This is a genomic window from Acidovorax sp. NN32 (genome assembly GCF_057597245.1).
This window is the reverse complement of the sequence record NZ_CP199679.1, coordinates 3,863,352-3,880,527: the sequence shown is the minus strand read 5'-3', so window position 1 is coordinate 3,880,527 and position 17,176 is coordinate 3,863,352. Positions and strand designations below refer to the sequence as shown.

Below are 17,176 nucleotides of genomic sequence, written 5' to 3'. Positions count from 1 at the left end.
CGCATCACCTCAGCACGAGGCTTTGCGCACGCACCCACCCGGTGGTGTTACATCACTGCGTCAGCAGGCAAACGCTGCAGCATGGCCAGACTGCTGGCCACGGTGTTGCGCAGTTCACGGCGATCGCAGATGAAGTCCACGGCGCCCTTGGTTTGCAGGAATTCGGCGCGCTGGAAGCCTTCGGGCAGGGTCACGCGCACTGTGGATTCGATCACACGCGGTCCGGCAAAGCCGATCAGGGCCTTGGGCTCGGCAATCACGATGTCGCCCACAAACGCAAAACCTGCGCTCACGCCGCCCATGGTCGGGTCGGTCAGCACGCTGATGTAGGGCAGGCCCTTCTTGGCCAGGCGAGTCAGCGCTGCGTTGGTCTTGGCCATCTGCATCAGGGACAGCAGGCCTTCCTGCATGCGTGCGCCGCCGGTGGCGGTAAAGCAGATGAAGGGCACCTTCTGCTCGATGGCGGTTTCCACGCCGCGCACAAAACGCTCGCCCACCACGGAGCCCATCGAGCCGCCCATGAAGTCGAACTCAAAGCACGCTGCCACCACGTTGATGCTCTTGACCGCCCCACCGATGACGATGAGGGCATCGGTTTCACCCGTGTTTTCCAGGGCTTCCTTCAGGCGCTCGGGGTATTTGCGGCTGTCCTTGAACTTGAGGGCATCCACAGGCAGCACTTCCTGGCCGATTTCATAGCGGCCTTCGGCGTCCAGAAAAGCGTTCAGCCGCGCGCGCGCGCCAATGCGGTGGTGGTGGCTGCAATGGGGGCAAACGTTCTGGTTTTGCTCCAGATCGGCCTTGTAGAGCACCGTTTCGCAGCTCGGGCACTTGATCCACAGCCCTTCAGGCACCTGGCGGCGCTCGGTGGGGTCGGTTTGCTGGATCTTGGAGGGCAGAAGTTTTTCGAGCCAGGACATGGTGTTCTCCTCTTCAGTGGCTCGGCCTGCCGGGGCGCTGGGGCGCCGCAGGGGGCAGGCCGGGTGGAATCTGTGGCGCGCCGTGCCCCGATGAGGGCGGCGCGCCGGGCTGCATTATGCGTCTACGCGTCCATTGCCTTGCGGATGCCGCGCAGGAAGTCGATCGTGATTGGCACCACCTTGGCGTGCTCTTGGTCTTCAATCAGCTGGATGATGCGGCTGCCAATGACCACGGCGTCGGCCACCTTGCCAATCGCCTGGGCGGTGGCGGCGTCGCGAATGCCAAAGCCCACACCCACGGGGATCGTCACATGCTGGCGGATGCGAGGCAGCATTTGCTCCACGGCCGAGGTGTCCAGCGCGCCCGAGCCGGTCACGCCCTTGAGCGACACGTAGTACACGTAGCCGCTGGCCACGCGCGCCACCTGGGCCATGCGCTCATCGGTGCTGGTGGGGGCCAGCAGGAAGATCAGGTCCATGCCGTGCTCACGCAGGCTGGCGGCAAAGGTCTCGCACTCTTCGGGTGGGTAGTCCACGATGAGCACGCCGTCCACGCCAGCGGCCGCCGCATCGCGCACAAAGGCACCTGCACCGTGCTTTTGGTCGTAGCGCTCCACGGGGTTGGCATAGCCCATCAGCACCACGGGTGTGGTGCTGTTGCGCTTGCGGAACTCGCGCACATGGTCGAGCACCTGCACCATGCCAATGCCCAGGCTGAGGGCTTTTTCGCCCGCCTTTTGAATCACCGGGCCATCGGCCATGGGGTCGGAAAAGGGCACGCCCAGCTCAATCACGTCGGCACCGGCCTCCACCATGCCGTGCATGAGTGCAGGGGTGATGTCGGCGAACGGGAAACCAGCGGTCACATAGGGAATCAGTGCCTTGCGGCCCTGCGCTTGCAGGGCAGAGAAGGTGGATGCAATACGGCTCATTTACTTCACCACCTTGATGGATTGCTCGCCGCCCTTGACGGACTGTCCCTGGCAGCTGGGTCGGCAGTAAAAATCGGCGCCACTCAGGTCGGCAACGGTGCCAATGTCCTTGTCACCACGGCCCGAGAGGTTGACCAGGATCGATTGGTCAGGGCGCATGGTTTTGGCCAGTTTCATGGCGTAGGCCACGGCATGGCTGGATTCGAGCGCGGGGATGATGCCCTCGGTGCGGCACAGGTAGTGGAAGGCTTCCAGAGCTTCCTTGTCGGTAATGCCGACGTATTCGGCACGCCCGATTTCCTGCAACCAGGCGTGCTCCGGGCCCACGCCCGGATAGTCCAGACCTGCGCTGATACTGTGGGTTTCGGTGATCTGGCCGTTGTCATCCTGCAGGATGAAGGTGCGGTTGCCGTGCAGCACGCCCGCGCTGCCCTTTTGCAGCGATGCCGAGTGTTTGCCCGACTCCAGCCCTTCGCCTGCGGCTTCCACGCCAATGAGGCGCGTTTTCTCGAACGGGATGTAGGGGTGGAAGATGCCCATGGCGTTGCTGCCGCCACCCACGCAGGCGATCACGGCATCGGGCTGGTCGCCCAGCACTTTTTGCTCGGCCAACATGGCGGGCATCTGGTCGATGCACTCCTTGCCGATCACGCTCTGGAAGTCACGCACCATCATGGGGTAGGGGTGTGGGCCTGCCACCGTGCCGATGATGTAGAAGGTGTTGTCCACATTCGCCACCCAGTCGCGCATGGCCTCGTTGAGCGCATCTTTCAGCGTCTTGCTGCCCGATTCCACGGGCACCACCGTGGCGCCCAGCAGTTTCATGCGGTACACGTTGGGGCTTTGGCGCTTGACGTCCTCTGCACCCATGTACACCACGCATTCCAGGCCATAGCGCGCGCAGATGGTGGCCGTGGCCACGCCGTGCTGACCTGCGCCCGTTTCTGCAATCACGCGGGGCTTGCCCATGCGCTTGGCCAGCATGGCCTGGCCAATCACGTTGTTGATCTTGTGAGCGCCGGTGTGGTTCAGGTCCTCACGTTTGAGGTAGATCTGCGCGCCACCCATTTCGCGGCTGGTACGGGCTGCGTGGTAGATGGGTGATGGGCGACCGACGAAGTGCTTGAGTTCGTAGTGAAACTCGGCCAGAAAATCGGGGTCGTTTTGGTAGCGCGCGTAGGCCTCGCGCAGTTCCTGGATGGCGTGGGTCAGGGTTTCGCTGACGAAGCTGCCGCCGTAGGGGCCGAAATGACCGGAAGTATCAGGTTGCTGATAGGAATTCATGGGGATTCTTTGCAAGTTGTGCATCGGCCGCCCGCACGGCGGCAACGAAGCGTTGGATCTTCAGTGCGTCTTTGATGCCCTTGATGGGCTTTCCATCGGGGCCATCGGCTTCGACGCCGGAACTGACATCAACCGCCAGCGAGAGACCCCGCGGGCGGACTTGCAAAATGCCATCGGTCACGTTTGCAGGCGTGAGTCCACCAGACAAAACGAGGTGAGAGCTGACGCTTGGTGGAAGGAGTGACCAATTGAATGCCTTGCCGCTGCCGCCAAAACCTTCGACATGGGCGTCGAGCAGGATGGCCTGGGCGTGAGAGTAATCGTGGGCGTATTTTACGAGGTCAAAGCTGGCCGCACCGTCGCCCAGGGGAATTCGGGCGGCTCGCAGGTAGGGGCGTGCGCCTTGGTGGGTGGCGGCCAGGCAATCCTGGGGAGATTCATCACCGTGAAACTGGATCGTAGCGCCTGCTATCAAAGCGCTGGTAGCTATCACACCGGTAGCGGGCTCGTTCACGAACAGCAAAACTGGTGTGACAAAGGGCGGCAGGCGTCTGGCCAGTTGTGCTGCGCGTTCGGGTGTTACCGCACGCGGGCTGGGGGCATACAGCACGAAACCCACTGCATCGGCGCCTGCCGCCACTGCGGCATCCACGTCCTGCTCGCGGGTCAGGCCGCAGATTTTGATGCGGGTGCGTGCATGCGGCAGCTTGGAGATGTCTTGTGCGTTCATGGCAACCAATCATACGCAGCCGTGCGCTGGGGCAAGCCCCAGGCGGCGTCATAGACCGGGCCTTGAAAAAACAGCCCATCCGGCGAAAACGTGGGCGCTGCCGCATCGCGGGATTTGGCGGCGAGCACCTGCGCCACCCATTCAGGAGGCTGGTTGCCCTGGCCCACGGCAATCAGGCAGCCCATGATGTTGCGGATCATGTGGTGCAAAAACGCATTGGCTTCGAACTCAAAGCGCCAGTAGCAGGGGCTCCAGCCCAGCTCCGGGTGTGGTTCTCCCAGACCCCGGCGCGTAATGCCGATGCGCTGCAGGGTCTTGACGGGGGACTTGGCCTGGCACGCCGACGCACGAAACGAGGTGAAGTCGTGCTCGCCCAGCAGGTAGTCCGCAGCTTGCCGCATCGCTTGGTGGTCCAGCGGATGGAAAACCCAGCCCACGCGACCGGCGTCCACACTCGGCCGCACGGGGGACTGCAGCAGCACATAGGCATAGCGCCGCGCGATCGCGCTGGCGCGGGCATGGAAGCCGTCCGGCACGGGCTGCGCCCATTGCACGGCAATATCGGCAGGAAGAAAGGTGTTGGTACCCCGTACCCAGGAGGAGGGCGGGCGGTTCAGCGGCGTGTCAAAGTGCACCACCTGCATCAATCCATGCACACCTGCGTCGGTACGGCCTGCGCACAAAGTGCTGACAGGGTGCGTGGCAAAGCGGCCCAGGGCCGCTTCGAGTTTGTCCTGAATCGTGTTGCCCGACAGCTGGCTTTGCCAGCCGCTGTAGGCCTGTCCGTTGTAGCTGACACCCAGCGCCACCCGCATCATGGGGCGGCCTGGGGGTGGGGAAAGCGCGCCGTGAGAGAACCCGGCTGCATCAGCCCAGTTCGGCCAGCATACGCTGGGCGCGGGTCTTGAGGGCGCCGCTGGATTCGGCCACCACTTCTTCGATCAGCGTGCGAGCACCGTCGGTGTCGCCAATGGCGTTGAACTCTTCGGCCAATGCCAGCTTGGTGGCCAGCGGATCATCCTGCGCCGCAGCCGAGCCATCATCGACGAACTCGGGTGCCGGAGCGGGTGCCTTGGCCGCAGGGGCTGCCATGGGCTTGGACGGTGCGTTCAGATCCAGAGACAGTTCGCCCAGATCAAATTCCATGGGGCCGGAATCCTTGGCGTCACCTGCCAGCGGGATGGGGCCAGATGGCGCCATGCTCAGATCGTCAGCGCTCGGGAAGTCGAGGTTGGCGACGGGCGGAGGGGCCATCATCGGGCCGGGGGCTGTATCTTGACCTCCCCAGGCTGGTGCGGTTGCGGAGGGCAGCTCTGGCAAATCCAGTTCCGGGCGCAGTGTTTGTGGTTCATCGCTGGCATCGGCGTCCGTAGTGCGACGGGTGCCACCTGCGGCCGCTGCTGCAGCGGCAGCCGCTGCAAACCCGCCTGGGGGTGCTGGTGCCACCGAGGGAGCGTCGGTCAGTGCGTCATCTGGCAGGTCCAGATCGAGATCCAGGTCGAGATCGGGGGGGAGTGCCGCTGTGGCCGCCGCATTGCCAGCACCGCCCGTGAAGGTGCTCGGGAAGCCACCTGGGGGCAGCGATGGAGATTCGTCCTCGGCCATGCCGGGGCGGCCGCCAGGCTGGTACAAGCGGTTTTCGGGGTCCAGGTCGCGGCCGAGTTCGGCAATGCGGTTCCAGTCCGGGCCTTCGCCCTGCGTCAGCTTGAACACATCCCCTGCCACCGCTTCCAGTGCCTTGCGATCCTGGCGCTTGGCGTAAATTTCGCCGAGCTTCACATGGACCGACACGCGGGCCGGATTGTGGCGAATCGCTTCCTTCAGGATTTCCTCGGCCTGCAGGTCGCGGCCATAGGCCAAATAAACGTCTGCCTCCGCCACGGGATCCACATCGCCGCCAGCATCGAGCTGGCTCGGGGAGTAGGCCATGGACGAGCCGGTCGTCATTTCGCTGTTGGCGGTATCCACGCGCTGTCCGCCGCTGGCACCGAAGAATGAATCAGGCTGGATGCGGCTTTCCAGGAACGAGCTGTCTACGCCAGCGTTCTGGCGGCGACGCTGCACCACACGGTAAGCGCCATAACCCAGCAATAGGGCCAGCAGGCCACCACCGGCCAAGGGCAGGATCGGATCGTCCATGAGGCCGGACAGGAAACTCGGCTCTTCAACAGGGGCTGGTGCTGGCGCAGGCATCCGTACGGGGGCTGCGGGTGCGGATGCGACGGGAGCCGGTGCAGAGGCGGGTTCGGAGGCCGCCTCGGCAGGAACGGCAACATCCGCTGGGGCACTGGCTGGGGGCACGGGGGCCGACGCAGGTGTTTCAGGCGCGGCGGGTGCTGTAGGCGTGGCGGGGACTGCAGGGGCCTGCACGGCCACGCCAGCGGGGGCGCTGGCACCGCCAGCAGGCGCGGCACTGCCAGCAGCGGCCGATGCTGCGCCCAGCTTGTTCAGGTCGGTAATGTTCTTGGACAGTTCGGCCATCCGTGTGGCGGCCTCGCTGGCTTGCTTGTCCTTGGCGAGCTGGTCCTCGGCGGCCTTCTGGCCCTTCACGGAGCCTTTGGACAGCGTCAGCTTGTCGGGTGCGGTCGTGGCAGGTTTCTTGTCCTCCACGCGGGTCTGCACCGTGCCTGACGCAGAGCGCTCTGCAGCGGCCACTGCCGTGGTCGGTGCGGCACCTGCCAGCTTGCGGCGGAATTCGTTGAAATCCTTGGCCTGGGCTGCCAGGATCTGGCGTGCCTCAGGGGCTGGGGTTGCCTGCGCCGCAACTTCATCGGGCATCTGCAGTACCGCGCCAGCTTTGAGGCGATTGACATTGCCTTGAATGAATGCGTCCGGGTTCGCACGCATCATGGCAACCAGCATCTGATCCAGAGACACGCTGGCGGGGCGGTAGGCATTCGCCAGGCGGCCAGCGGTGTCGCCGGCCTGCACCTTGACGCCGTCTGCGGGGGTTGGACGAGGGGCTGCTGCTGCCGGGCGTGGTGCTGGCGGTGCAGCAGCGGCAGAGGATTCGGTGGCGCGCGGGGCGACCGGTGCGCGCACGGCGGGCGCCGATGGGGCAGCAGGTGCCGAGATCTGAGGGGACGCCGTCACATTCGGTGCTGCGCGGCGCAGTGCTGGCGGGTCAAACAGCATGGTGTAGCTGCGCACAATGCGGCCCGAGCCCCAGTTGGCGTCCAGCACCAGATCAAGGAAGGGGTCGTTCACCGGGCGATCACTCGTCAGACGCAGCACGGCGGTGCCGTCTGGGCGACGCTGCAGCTGGATTTGCAGGTTGTTGATCGCGGGCGTGTATTCCATGCCCTGGGCGCGGAAAACTTCCGGGGTAGCCGTCGTAGCGCGCAGGGTGTCGGCTTCGGCGGGGGTGATCTGGGGCAGGTCAATTTCGGCGCGCAAAGGCTCGCCCAAGGCAGACTGCACGGTGATGCGGCCCAACGCCAGGGCCGAGGCGTCGCCAGCGTAAAAGCCAGCCGACGCTACGGCCGCAGCCGCCAGGACAGAAAATTTCCAACGATGCATGTTTGCCAACAACTGATTAGGTTTTTGTGCGGCTCGGTCGAGCGGTGCTTTTTTTCTCATGGTCTGGTCCCGCCCCGGCGCGTGAAAATATGTAAAAAGCACCATAGCATCAATGTTTTGCACTGACAAGCTGAGGTGGCTCCGAAGCTTTGAGCGAGGTTCAGACGCACCAGATTGGGGCATTCAAATGTTGCCAATTGCCAACGTGGCGTAACTGAGTGTGTCAAGGTGCCGGGCGTAAAAAAGCGCGCACGGCGAGGGCCGTGCGCGCTTTTTGGGGATTGCCGGCTTAGGCGTCGAGCAAGATGCGCAGCATGCGGCGCAGGGGCTCGGCGGCGCCCCAGAGCAGCTGATCGCCAATGGTGAAGGCGCCCAGATATTCAGGGCCCATGGCCAGCTTGCGGATGCGGCCCACGGGGATGTTCATGGTGCCGGTCACCGCCACGGGGGTCAGGTCCTGGATGGTGGCTTCACGGGTGTTGGGCACCACCTTGACCCACTGGTTGTCGGCGGCGATCATGGCTTCGAGGTCGGCCACGGGCACATCCTTCTTGAGTTTGAACGTCAGCGCCTGGCTGTGGCAGCGCATGGCGCCCACGCGCACGCAGAAACCATCGACGGGAATGGCGGAGGCGTTGAAGCCCTCGCCCATACCCAGGATCTTGTTGGTCTCGGCCATGCCCTTCCACTCTTCCTTGGACATGCCGTTGCCCAGGTCCTTGTCGATCCAGGGGATCAGCGAGCCGCCCAGCGGTACGCCGAAGTTGGCAGTTTCAGCGGCTGACAGGCTGCGCTGCTTGGCGATGACCTTGCGGTCGATTTCCAGGATGGCGCTCTTGGGATCGTCGAGCAGCGCGCGCACTTCGGCGTTCAGCGTGCCGTACTGCGTGAGCAGCTCGCGCATGTGCTGCGCGCCGCCGCCTGATGCTGCCTGGTAGGTCTGGGTGCTCATCCATTCCACCAGACCTGCCTTGTACAGAGCGCCCACGCCCATCAGCATGCAGCTCACGGTGCAGTTGCCGCCGATCCAGTTCTTGCCGCCGTTGGCCAGGGCGTTCTTGATGACGGGCATGTTGACCGGATCGAGAATGATCACGGCGTCCTTGTCCATGCGCAGGGTGGAGGCGGCATCGATCCAGTGGCCGTTCCAGCCGGCGGCGCGCAGCTTTGGGAACACTTCAGAGGTGTAGTCACCGCCCTGGGCGGTGATGATGATTTCGCAGCGCTTGAGAGCCTCAATGTTGAACGCATCCTGCAGTGCAGTCTCGTTCTTGGTTTGGGCAGGGGCCTTGCCGCCTGCGTTCGAGGTGGAGAAGAACATGGGTTCGATCAGATCGAAGTCCTTCTCTTGTTCCATACGGTCCATCAGGACCGAGCCGACCATGCCGCGCCAGCCGACCAACCCTACCAACTTGCTCATTTCAACGCCCTTTCTAAGTAAGAAACAGTGCCAGACCGGACTGCTCGCCTGGCTCGTCTGGCCAGGAAGGGCGCACGACGAACCAGGCTGAGTCAGCCCTTAATGGTCGTGGTTTTGGTGATGGTTGCGCGCGCAGCCACACCGGCCGTGGCGGCGGGTGCAATGTTCAGGGCGAACGTGTGGGCGGCAAACATGGGTTGGCATTGTAGCAGTGCGAACGCTCCTGTCCCCTTAGAGCGCGGTGTGCTCACTCTCACTATTGTTCAGAGCGATGCGGTCCTGAAGCAGTGATATCCTTCTGTTTCTAAGTATTTCAAGGGGTTCGAATTGATACGCCAAATGACTGCTGTAGTTGGTTTCGTAGGGGTTGTTTTAGTGGCTGGGTGTTCCACCACTAGCTCGCCAGTGCAATACAAGGCGTCTACAAAAAACGTTGTGGCAATTGAAGATTATGTTCGCGATGCTGGTGCAAAAGTGAAGACTGTTGATTTCGTATCCGCTCCAGGCGTAGAGGGGAGTCCGTGGTGTCGCGCGAATGGTCCTGTTTCGTTTGGCTCGGGGAAAACGGCTGCCCAGTTTATTCAGGAAGCACTTCAAGAGGAACTATTTTTGGCAAAAGCGTATGCAAGCAATGCGCCCGTCTCCATTGGTGGAACGGTCGACAGGCTCACGTTTAGTTCTGTAAGCCCCGCGAGCTGGGAAATCGGTTTGACGTTGACTTCTAGCAATGGACAGACATTACGTGTGGAAAACAGCCATCGTTTTGACACGAGTTGGGATGCTTGGAGTGCTTGCAAAAACGTTGCTGACGCGTTTGCGCCAGCCGTGCAGGGAACACTTACTAAGGCTGTTACTGATCCTCGCTTTAAGGCCCTGTTATTACCGAAGTAGGGTTGTATTAGGTGTCCTGCGCGAGGTTGAAACCTGGTATGTCGATTCAAGCCGACAGATGCCGATCAAGGATGCTCGATGCGCCGCATCGAGCGTTTGCATTTTCAGCGATTAACGGGGTCCCTCGTTGTTGTAGACCCTGATCGAATCGCGCACCAAGCGTTTGTCACTTCGGCGCGCACGCGAGACCATTTTCTAGGTTTGGGCCACGGGATTGGTCTGCAATAAGCATCCGTGACCAAGCTGAAGTAGACGAACTTCTCGGCGGTCACAAGGTAGAGGACGTCAGCCACCACTACTGGTCGATGGTAGTGACCTGCACTTACTGATGGCGCGCCTTGAGAGGTTTCAGATGCTGGCGAAACCAGTGGTGGTAATTAGTGGTCTTGTGATAGACCTCTCGCGTCTGCACTAGCATCCCTGCGTCGCGCAGCACGTCAAACAGCGCATCGAGCCCAAGCCCGTTCCACTGCCCCGCCAACGGCTCGCGCAACATGGGGCACAGCTTGCGAGTGCCCAGCCGGGGTTGGCGAATACGCATATCGCACACCAACTCCGCTATCGCCTGCGTTCGGTGTTCACGCTGTCTGGTGCTATTGCCATCTGGTAGTACGTCTTTCGGTTGTGTTTCATTCGCGACAAGCCCCTGCCACGCTCAAGCCTTGGACGAACCGTTGCGCGAGACATTGGAAAAATGCCAGTGACTTCGCGTGGAGCCCCCGCCCATGGTCTGCTCCGCACTACAGTCCTGCCTATCGCTTTGTCTGCGATTCATCGAGAGTGGAAAAATGCAAGTCATCGTTGTGGGGTCTGGCAAACTGGCCAGGGAGCTGTTGGGGGCGCTGCCCTCTGGGGACGCTGGCCAGGTTGTGCCCTGGGCCGCCGAGGGGTTGCCTGCAGAAAAATCGGTGGTGGTGCATGCAGGCTCGGGCCGGGAGCTGCAAGCGGTGAGCGCGTTCTGTGAATCCACGTGCTCTGCGCTGGTGGAGCTGTCCACGGGATCAGCGCTGGAACACCTGGCTGTAGGTTTTCCCGTGGTCCTGTGTCCCAACACCAACCTTCTCATGCTCAAGTTCATGGCCATGCTGGAGCGCAGTGGGCATTTGTTCCGTGGCTATCGCATCGGGCTGACCGAGTCGCACCAGGCTCAGAAGTCGTCGGTGCCGGGTACGGCCGTGAGCATGGCGCAGGCGCTGGGTCTTGTGCCCGGTGATATCCGGTCCGTGCGCGATGCCGAGGTTCAGCAGCGCGTGCTGCAGATTCCCTCAGAACATCTTGGCCGCCATGCCTACCACCAGGTTCTGATAGAGGATGGGGCTTGCAGCGTGACGCTGGAAACCCGTGTTTATGGCGATGCGCCGTATGCAGAGGGCGTTGCGCACATCGTGGCAGCCGTGCGCGAGCGGCCGCTGGAGAACCGGCGCTACGCCATCATCGAATTCATCGACAACGGGTGGCTGTAGGCGGTACGGGCAGTACCACGGATCCACAAGAAAAAAGCGCCGGGAGTGTCCGGCGCTTTTTTTTGTGACCGCTGAGCGGGGGATCAGGCCGTCAGCGCCTTCACCACCGCGTCGCCCATCTGCGCCGTACCCACCTTGGTGGTGCCTTCGCTGTAGATATCGGGCGTGCGCAGGCCCTGCGCCAGCACCTTTTGCACGGCGGTTTCGATGCGCTGGGCGGCGGCTTCCTGATTCAGGCTGAAGCGCAGCATCATCGCGGCCGACAGGATGGTGGCCAATGGGTTGGCCACGCCCTTGCCGGCGATGTCGGGGGCGCTGCCGTGGCTGGGTTCGTACAGGCCCTGGTTGCTGCTGTTCAGGCTGGCCGAGGGCAGCATGCCGATGGAGCCAGTGAGCATGGAGGCTTCGTCCGACAGGATGTCGCCGAACATGTTGCCGGTCACCACCACGTCAAACGCCTTGGGGGCCTTGACCAGCTGCATGGCCGCGTTGTCCACGTACATGTGCTGCAGCTCGATGTCGGGGTATTCCTTGTGCACGTCGGTGACCACATCCTTCCAGAACTGGAAGGTTTCCAGCACGTTGGCCTTGTCCACGCTGGTGACCTTCTTGTTGCGCTTGCGCGCGGCCTGGAAGGCGACGTGGGCGATGCGCTCGATCTCGGGGCGGCTGTAGCGCATGGTGTCGAAGGCTTCCTCGGCACCGGGGAAGTGGCCATCGGTGGCCACGCGGCGACCACGCGGCTGGCCAAAGTAGATGTCGCCCGTCAGCTCGCGGATGATGAGGATATCGAGGCCCGCGATCAGCTCGGGCTTGAGGCTCGATGCGCCCACCAGTTGCTCGTAGCAGATGGCGGGGCGGAAGTTGGCGAACAGGCCCAGGTTCTTGCGCAGGCCCAGGATGGCCTGCTCGGGGCGCAAGGGGCGGTCGAGCTTGTCGTACTTCCAGTCGCCCACAGCGCCGAACAGGATGGCGTCGGCTTCCTTGGCGAGCTTCAGGGTGGATTCTGGCAGCGGGTGGCCGTGGACCTCGTAGGCGGCGCCGCCGACCAGGGCAGATTCCATCTCGAAATTCAGGTCCAGGGCTTCCAGAACCTTCACGGCTTCGGAGACGATTTCGGTACCGATGCCGTCACCCGGCAGAACTGCGATTTTCATTGAATTTGCTTTGATTTTGATAGCTGCTACTGCTTATGGATAAAGCGCTAGAGGCTAATTTAAATGATATTTTTTGATGCCTGCGGTGTCTTACGACACCATGGTGTGCGCAAGCCAGGGCTTGGTCGCCAGGCGCTGCGCTTCAAACGCCTTGATCTTGTCGGACTGGCGCAGGGTCAGGCCGATGTCGTCGAAGCCGTTGAGCAGGCAGTACTTGCGGAAGGCCTGCACGTCGAACGGAATCTCTTCGCCCTGAGGACGCACGATGACCTGGCGCTCCAGGTCGATGGTGAGTTGGTAGCCGGGGAAGGCGTGCACTTCATCGAACAGCTGGGCCACCGTTGCCTCGGGCAGCACGATAGGCAGCAGGCCGTTCTTGAAGCAGTTGTTGAAGAAGATGTCCGCAAAACTCGGCGCGATCACGGCGCGAAAGCCGAACTGGTCCAGTGCCCAGGGCGCGTGTTCGCGGCTGGAGCCGCAGCCGAAGTTCTTGCGTGCCAGCAGGATGGAGGCGCCTGCATAGCGCGGCTGGTTCAGCACGAAGTCGGGGTTGGGCTTGCGGCGGGCCGGGTCCTGGCCCGGCTCGCCGTGGTCCAGGTAGCGCCATTCGTCAAACAGGTTCACGCCAAAGCCGGTCTTCTTGATCGACTTCAGAAACTGCTTGGGGATGATCGCGTCGGTATCGACGTTCTCGCGGTCCATCGGGGCCACCAGGCCCTTGAGTAAGGTGAATTTCTGCATGGGTGCCTTGTTACTTGTTGGCGGCGCGTTCGAGTGCGCCCCCTGCCCGTTGAACGTCCTGGCCTACGCCCTTGACGGTGTTGCACCCGCCCAGCAGCAAGGCGGCAGACAGTGCGATGAGGATGGCGGCGATTTTCTTCATGGCGGGCTCCTTCAGGCGAATTGGCGAATGTCCACAAAATGACCGTGCACGGCGGCGGCGGCTGCCATGGCGGGGCTGACGAGATGGGTGCGGCCACCAGCGCCCTGGCGGCCTTCGAAGTTGCGGTTGCTGGTGGATGCGCAGCGCTCGCCCGGCTCCAGGCGGTCGGCGTTCATGGCCAGGCACATGCTGCAGCCGGGCTCGCGCCACTCAAAGCCTGCGGCCACAAAAATCTTGTCCAGGCCTTCGCGCTCGGCCTGCTCTTTGACGAGGCCCGAGCCGGGAACCACCATGGCCAGCTTCACGTTGCTGGCCACCTTGCGGCCCAGGTTCTTGACCAAGGCGGCGGCTTCGCGCATGTCTTCGATGCGGCTGTTGGTGCAACTGCCGATGAACACCTTGTCGATGGTGATGTCGTTGATCGCCTTGCCGGGCTGCAGGCCCATGTAGGTCAAGGCGCGCTCGATGGCGCCGCGCTTGTTGGCATCCTTTTCCTTGTCGGGGTCCGGCACGCGGGCATCCACGCCCAGCACCATCTCGGGCGAGGTGCCCCAGGTGACTTGCGGCACGATGTCGGAGGCGTCGAGCTTCACCACGGTGTCGAACTTCGCGTCGGCATCGGAGTGCAGCGTCTTCCAGTACGCCACGGCCTGGTCCCATTCGACGCCCGTGGGCGACAGGGGGCGGCCCCTGACGTATTCAATGGTCTTGTCGTCCACCGCCACCAGGCCAGCGCGCGCGCCGCCTTCGATGGCCATGTTGCACACGGTCATGCGGCCTTCCATGCTCATCGCGCGGAAGACGGAGCCTGCAAATTCGATGGTGTAGCCGGTGCCGCCGGCCGTGCCGATCTTGCCGATGATGGCCAGCACCACGTCCTTGGGCGTCACGCCCTTGGCGAGCGTGCCGTCCACCTGCACCAGCATGTTCTTGGCCTTCTTGGCCAGCAGCGTCTGTGTGGCCATCACGTGCTCGACCTCGGAGGTGCCGATGCCGTGGGCCAGTGCGCCGAACGCGCCGTGCGTGCTGGTATGGCTGTCGCCGCACACCACCGTCATGCCGGGCAGGGTGGCACCGTTTTCAGGGCCGATGACGTGCACGATGCCCTGGCGCTTGTGCATGAAGGGGAAGAACGCAGCGGGAGAGATCTGCGCCATGTTGTCGTTCAGCGTGGTGATCTGCTCTTTGCTGATGGGGTCGGTGATGCCGTCGTAGCCGTTTTCCCAGCCCGTGGTGGGCGTGTTGTGGTCGGCGGTGGCCACGATGGAACTCATGCGCCAGACCTTGCGGCCCGCCTCGCGCAGGCCTTCAAACGCCTGGGGGCTGGTCACCTCGTGCACCAGATGGCGGTCGATGTAGAGGATGGAGGTGCCGTCCTCTTCGGTGTGGACGACATGCTCGTCCCAGATCTTGTCGTACAGGGTGCGTCCCATGGCGTGGCTTTCTTTCTGCTTTTCAGGTGGGTGATTGGATTTTAGTGTCGGGGTCTGGCCGGGGTGACAGGTGTTCCACCAGCAAACGGGCCGTGACGGGCAGGGCGTCGAAGTCGCGAGCCACCACGCGCAGCTCGCGGTGGGCCCAGGCATCGGTCAGCGGGATGGCTTGCAGGTTGCCCACGCCGCGCATCAGCGCAAATGCCCGGTCGGGCAGCAGGCCCACGCCCAGTCCGTTGTCGATCATGCGGCACATGGCATCGAGCCCTGTGACCTGGATGCGCTGTCGCAGCGGGCGCCCGGCGGCGGCGGCGGCGGCGCGCATGGCCAGGCTGATGCTGCTGTTGGCATGCAGGCCCACGATGTCCCAGTCCAGAACTTCTTCAAAATTGATAGCGTCCAGCGCAGACAGGCCGTGCGCCAGGGGTACAACGAGCACCAGATTGTCGGCGCGGTAAGGGCGGCTTTGCAATTCCAGGGCACCGTTGCCACTGGCCATGCCGATGTTGCAGATGCCCAGGTCGGCGGCGCCCTCCTGCACGGCATGCAGCACGTCGCTGGAGAGGTGCTCCTGCAGGTCGATCTTGATCTGGCTGTGCTCGCGCGCAAAGGCGCCCAGGTCTTCGGGCAGGAACTGGAAGATGGCCGAGATGTTGGCGTGCATGCGGACATGGCCGCGCACGCCGTCGGCGTATTCGCTCAACTCGCCCTGCATGCGTTCGAGGCCAAACAGCACGGTGCGCGCATGGTGCAGCAGGCTCTCGCCTGCGGGTGTGAGCGTGACGCCCCGGCTGTGGCGGTAGAGCAGGGCGGTGTCCACGGCGGTTTCCAGGTCCGACAGGCGCTTGCTGACGGCCGATGCCGCAATGAATTCGCGCTCAGCCGCGCGGCCAATGCTGCCGAGCTCGCACACCGCCACAAACAGTTGCAGCGAGGTTAGGTCGATACGGCGCGCAAAACTGCGCTCGGAGCTTTTCATGGGGTTTTAGCTTCTCGAAATGAGAAGGTTGCCTATTTTCTCCCCATTATTACCGCTTTGACATCGCGATACGCGATGGCGGCACTGCCCTTCTGCGCGAGGGTAGAACCGCTGAGGCCCAGAAAGCTACCGTCGCTCAGGCGGTGCAGGTGCTGGCGTGCTCTGGCACAGCGGCACGCCAGCGCAGCTCATGTTCAATGCGCTGACGCAGCAGATCGGCCGCGCCCATTTCACCATGCACCACGTACACCTTGTCCGGCGCGTGCCCCATGCTGCGCAGCCAGGCGATGAGCTGGTTGCCGTCTGCATGGGCTGATGCAGAGGACAGCCGAACCACCTCGGCCCGCACGGCCACGTCCTGGCCGTGGATACGGATGGTTTTTTCGCCCTCTGCCAGCCGCGCACCACGGGTGCCTGGGGCCTGGTGGCCGGTCAGGATGATCATGTTGCGGTGGTCGCCTGCGTGCAGTGCCAGGTGGTGCAGCACGCGCCCCCCGGTGGCCATGCCGCTGGCCGACAGGATGACCATGGGGCCATGAAGCTTGGCCAGCCCCTTGGATTGCTCTGGCGTCTGGACCATGGTGGCGCCATGCTCCAGTGCCTGCACCTCGCGGCCGCTCAGGCGGTGTTCCTGCATGTGGTGCTGGAACAGCCCCGTGGTACTGACGGCCATGGGGCTGTCCAGAAACACCTTGAGCGATGCGGGCACCACACCCTGCGCCTTGAGCAGGCCAATCGCGTGCAGCACGACCTGCGCACGCCCCACGGCAAACACCGGCACCACGGCAATACCGCCACGCGCTGCCAGGCGCTGCAGGGCGGGGCCCAGTTCATCGAGCGGGCCTTCGGGCGGGTGCTCGCGGTCGCCGTAGGTGGACTCGATGAGCACGGTGTCGGCCTGGGGCGGCGCGTCAGGCGGGTTCATGAGCAGGTCATCGGGCCGCCCCAGGTCGCCCGAAAACAGAATGCGCCTGCCTCCCACCTCCAGCAGCACGCTGGCTGCACCAAGGATGTGGCCTGCGGGCGAAAACGTCACACGCCAGCCGGGCAGGGGCTCAAACGCCTTGTGAAATGGGTGGATCTGGAACTGCTTGAGGCAGTGCAGCGCGTCGAGCCGGGTGTACAGGGGCAGGGCGGGGCTGTGGCTGCTGAGCTGGTGGCGGTTGAGAAAGGCCGCGTCTTCTTCCTGCAGGTGCCCGCTGTCGGGCAGCAGGATGGTGCACAGGTCGCGTGTGCCCGGTGTGCAGTGGATGGCGTCGGTGTAGCCGTCGCGCGCCAGCAGCGGCAGGTAGCCGCTGTGATCCAGGTGGGCATGGGTCAGCACCACGGCGTCGATCTGGTGCGGCGTGACGGGCAGAGGCTGCCAGTTGCGCAGGCGCAACTGCTTGTAGCCCTGGAACAGGCCGCAATCGACCAGGAGGCTCTTGCCGTTGTAACGCACCAGGTACTTGGAGCCGGTGACCGTGCCGGAGCCGCCCAGGAAGGTGATGTTGACGTTCATGTGCCCAAGCTCCCGGGTGATCATCGATGCGACCCATCCTACTGCGCTGTGCGTGCATCGCACG

Annotated in this window: 16 protein-coding genes; 2 read left to right on the top strand and 14 right to left on the bottom strand. The window is 63.4% G+C overall.

All coding sequences use genetic code 11. The annotated features are described in order from the left end of the window. Positions 1-47: 47 nt before the first annotated feature. From accD to asd, 7 genes are all read right to left on the bottom strand, one after another. The gene (gene accD / locus ACT89O_RS17880; RefSeq protein ID WP_121505771.1) at positions 48-920 is read right to left on the bottom strand and encodes an acetyl-CoA carboxylase, carboxyltransferase subunit beta; all 873 of its coding nucleotides are present in this window, start codon (positions 918-920) and stop codon (positions 48-50) included. A gap of 122 nt (positions 921-1,042) precedes the next feature. After that, entirely contained in the window at positions 1,043-1,852 is an 810-nt protein-coding gene (gene trpA / locus ACT89O_RS17875) for a tryptophan synthase subunit alpha (RefSeq protein WP_055399417.1), read from the bottom strand. Then, positions 1,853-3,136 carry a tryptophan synthase subunit beta gene (trpB, locus tag ACT89O_RS17870; protein ID WP_121505773.1) on the bottom strand — a complete coding sequence of 428 codons (1,284 nt, stop codon included), beginning with the start codon at positions 3,134-3,136 and terminating at the stop codon, positions 1,853-1,855. Further along, a complete protein-coding gene (locus ACT89O_RS17865) occupies positions 3,114-3,866 on the bottom strand; it encodes a phosphoribosylanthranilate isomerase (protein WP_487260749.1) in 753 nt (250 codons plus the stop codon). Before ACT89O_RS17865 ends, trpB begins: the two co-directional genes overlap by 23 nt. After that, positions 3,863-4,681, bottom strand: coding sequence for a tRNA pseudouridine(38-40) synthase TruA (gene truA, locus ACT89O_RS17860; RefSeq protein WP_487262881.1), 819 nt, complete (start codon positions 4,679-4,681; stop codon positions 3,863-3,865). The genes ACT89O_RS17865 and truA overlap by 4 nt, the downstream gene beginning before the upstream one ends. 52 nt (positions 4,682-4,733) lie before the next feature. Beyond that, the gene (locus ACT89O_RS17855; protein ID WP_487260748.1) at positions 4,734-7,385 is read right to left on the bottom strand and encodes a motility hub landmark protein FimV; all 2,652 of its coding nucleotides are present in this window, start codon (positions 7,383-7,385) and stop codon (positions 4,734-4,736) included. A 289-nt stretch (positions 7,386-7,674) separates the two neighbouring features. Continuing rightward, positions 7,675-8,805, bottom strand: a complete 1,131-nt coding sequence (gene asd, locus ACT89O_RS17850) for an aspartate-semialdehyde dehydrogenase (RefSeq protein ID WP_487260747.1) — start codon at positions 8,803-8,805, stop codon at positions 7,675-7,677. Positions 8,806-9,144: 339 nt separating this feature from the next. Between asd and ACT89O_RS17845 the strand changes: the two genes are divergently transcribed. Further along, a complete protein-coding gene (locus ACT89O_RS17845) occupies positions 9,145-9,696 on the top strand; it encodes a hypothetical protein (RefSeq protein ID WP_218300566.1) in 552 nt (183 codons plus the stop codon). A 322-nt stretch (positions 9,697-10,018) separates the two neighbouring features. Here the strand turns inward: ACT89O_RS17845 and ACT89O_RS17840 are convergent, their stop codons facing one another. After that, the gene (locus tag ACT89O_RS17840) at positions 10,019-10,237 is read right to left on the bottom strand and encodes a hypothetical protein (protein WP_487260746.1); all 219 of its coding nucleotides are present in this window, start codon (positions 10,235-10,237) and stop codon (positions 10,019-10,021) included. A 247-nt stretch (positions 10,238-10,484) separates the two neighbouring features. Here ACT89O_RS17840 and ACT89O_RS17835 point away from each other — a divergent pair, with 247 nt between their 5' ends. Next, complete coding sequence (locus ACT89O_RS17835; RefSeq protein ID WP_487260745.1) at positions 10,485-11,159, top strand: dihydrodipicolinate reductase; 675 nt, start codon at positions 10,485-10,487, stop codon at positions 11,157-11,159. A gap of 83 nt (positions 11,160-11,242) precedes the next feature. Here ACT89O_RS17835 and leuB read toward each other — a convergent pair whose 3' ends face one another. The 6 genes from leuB to ACT89O_RS17805 form a co-directional block, all read right to left on the bottom strand. Continuing rightward, complete coding sequence (gene leuB, locus ACT89O_RS17830) at positions 11,243-12,316, bottom strand: 3-isopropylmalate dehydrogenase (RefSeq protein ID WP_487260744.1); 1,074 nt, start codon at positions 12,314-12,316, stop codon at positions 11,243-11,245. A 90-nt stretch (positions 12,317-12,406) separates the two neighbouring features. Continuing rightward, positions 12,407-13,057, bottom strand: coding sequence for a 3-isopropylmalate dehydratase small subunit (leuD, locus tag ACT89O_RS17825; RefSeq protein WP_487260743.1), 651 nt, complete (start codon positions 13,055-13,057; stop codon positions 12,407-12,409). A 10-nt stretch (positions 13,058-13,067) separates the two neighbouring features. Next, complete coding sequence (locus ACT89O_RS17820; RefSeq protein ID WP_055399399.1) at positions 13,068-13,199, bottom strand: entericidin A/B family lipoprotein; 132 nt, start codon at positions 13,197-13,199, stop codon at positions 13,068-13,070. A gap of 11 nt (positions 13,200-13,210) precedes the next feature. Then, on the bottom strand, positions 13,211-14,632 hold the full coding sequence (gene leuC / locus ACT89O_RS17815) for a 3-isopropylmalate dehydratase large subunit (RefSeq protein ID WP_487260742.1): 1,422 nt from the start codon (positions 14,630-14,632) through the stop codon (positions 13,211-13,213). 22 nt (positions 14,633-14,654) lie between these two features. Further along, positions 14,655-15,611, bottom strand: a complete 957-nt coding sequence (locus ACT89O_RS17810; RefSeq protein WP_487260741.1) for a LysR family transcriptional regulator — start codon at positions 15,609-15,611, stop codon at positions 14,655-14,657. A 136-nt stretch (positions 15,612-15,747) separates the two neighbouring features. Beyond that, on the bottom strand, positions 15,748-17,112 hold the full coding sequence (locus ACT89O_RS17805; protein ID WP_487260740.1) for an MBL fold metallo-hydrolase: 1,365 nt from the start codon (positions 17,110-17,112) through the stop codon (positions 15,748-15,750). Positions 17,113-17,176 lie beyond the last annotated feature (64 nt).

Coding starts and splice junctions, on each gene's coding strand:
- ACT89O_RS17835 (WP_487260745.1), top strand. CDS start 10,485: ATGCAAGTCATCGTTGTGGGGTCTGGCAAACTGGCCAGGGAGCTGTTG.
- leuB (WP_487260744.1), bottom strand. CDS start 12,316: ATGAAAATCGCAGTTCTGCCGGGTGACGGCATCGGTACCGAAATCGTC.
- accD (WP_121505771.1), bottom strand. CDS start 920: ATGTCCTGGCTCGAAAAACTTCTGCCCTCCAAGATCCAGCAAACCGAC.
- trpB (WP_121505773.1), bottom strand. CDS start 3,136: ATGAATTCCTATCAGCAACCTGATACTTCCGGTCATTTCGGCCCCTAC.
- ACT89O_RS17820 (WP_055399399.1), bottom strand. CDS start 13,199: ATGAAGAAAATCGCCGCCATCCTCATCGCACTGTCTGCCGCCTTGCTG.
- leuC (WP_487260742.1), bottom strand. CDS start 14,632: ATGGGACGCACCCTGTACGACAAGATCTGGGACGAGCATGTCGTCCAC.
- leuD (WP_487260743.1), bottom strand. CDS start 13,057: ATGCAGAAATTCACCTTACTCAAGGGCCTGGTGGCCCCGATGGACCGC.
- ACT89O_RS17855 (WP_487260748.1), bottom strand. CDS start 7,385: ATGCATCGTTGGAAATTTTCTGTCCTGGCGGCTGCGGCCGTAGCGTCG.
- ACT89O_RS17810 (WP_487260741.1), bottom strand. CDS start 15,611: ATGAAAAGCTCCGAGCGCAGTTTTGCGCGCCGTATCGACCTAACCTCG.
- ACT89O_RS17805 (WP_487260740.1), bottom strand. CDS start 17,112: ATGAACGTCAACATCACCTTCCTGGGCGGCTCCGGCACGGTCACCGGC.
- ACT89O_RS17865 (WP_487260749.1), bottom strand. CDS start 3,866: ATGAACGCACAAGACATCTCCAAGCTGCCGCATGCACGCACCCGCATC.
- ACT89O_RS17840 (WP_487260746.1), bottom strand. CDS start 10,237: ATGCGTATTCGCCAACCCCGGCTGGGCACTCGCAAGCTGTGCCCCATG.
- trpA (WP_055399417.1), bottom strand. CDS start 1,852: ATGAGCCGTATTGCATCCACCTTCTCTGCCCTGCAAGCGCAGGGCCGC.
- asd (WP_487260747.1), bottom strand. CDS start 8,805: ATGAGCAAGTTGGTAGGGTTGGTCGGCTGGCGCGGCATGGTCGGCTCG.
- ACT89O_RS17845 (WP_218300566.1), top strand. CDS start 9,145: ATGACTGCTGTAGTTGGTTTCGTAGGGGTTGTTTTAGTGGCTGGGTGT.
- truA (WP_487262881.1), bottom strand. CDS start 4,681: ATGCGGGTGGCGCTGGGTGTCAGCTACAACGGACAGGCCTACAGCGGC.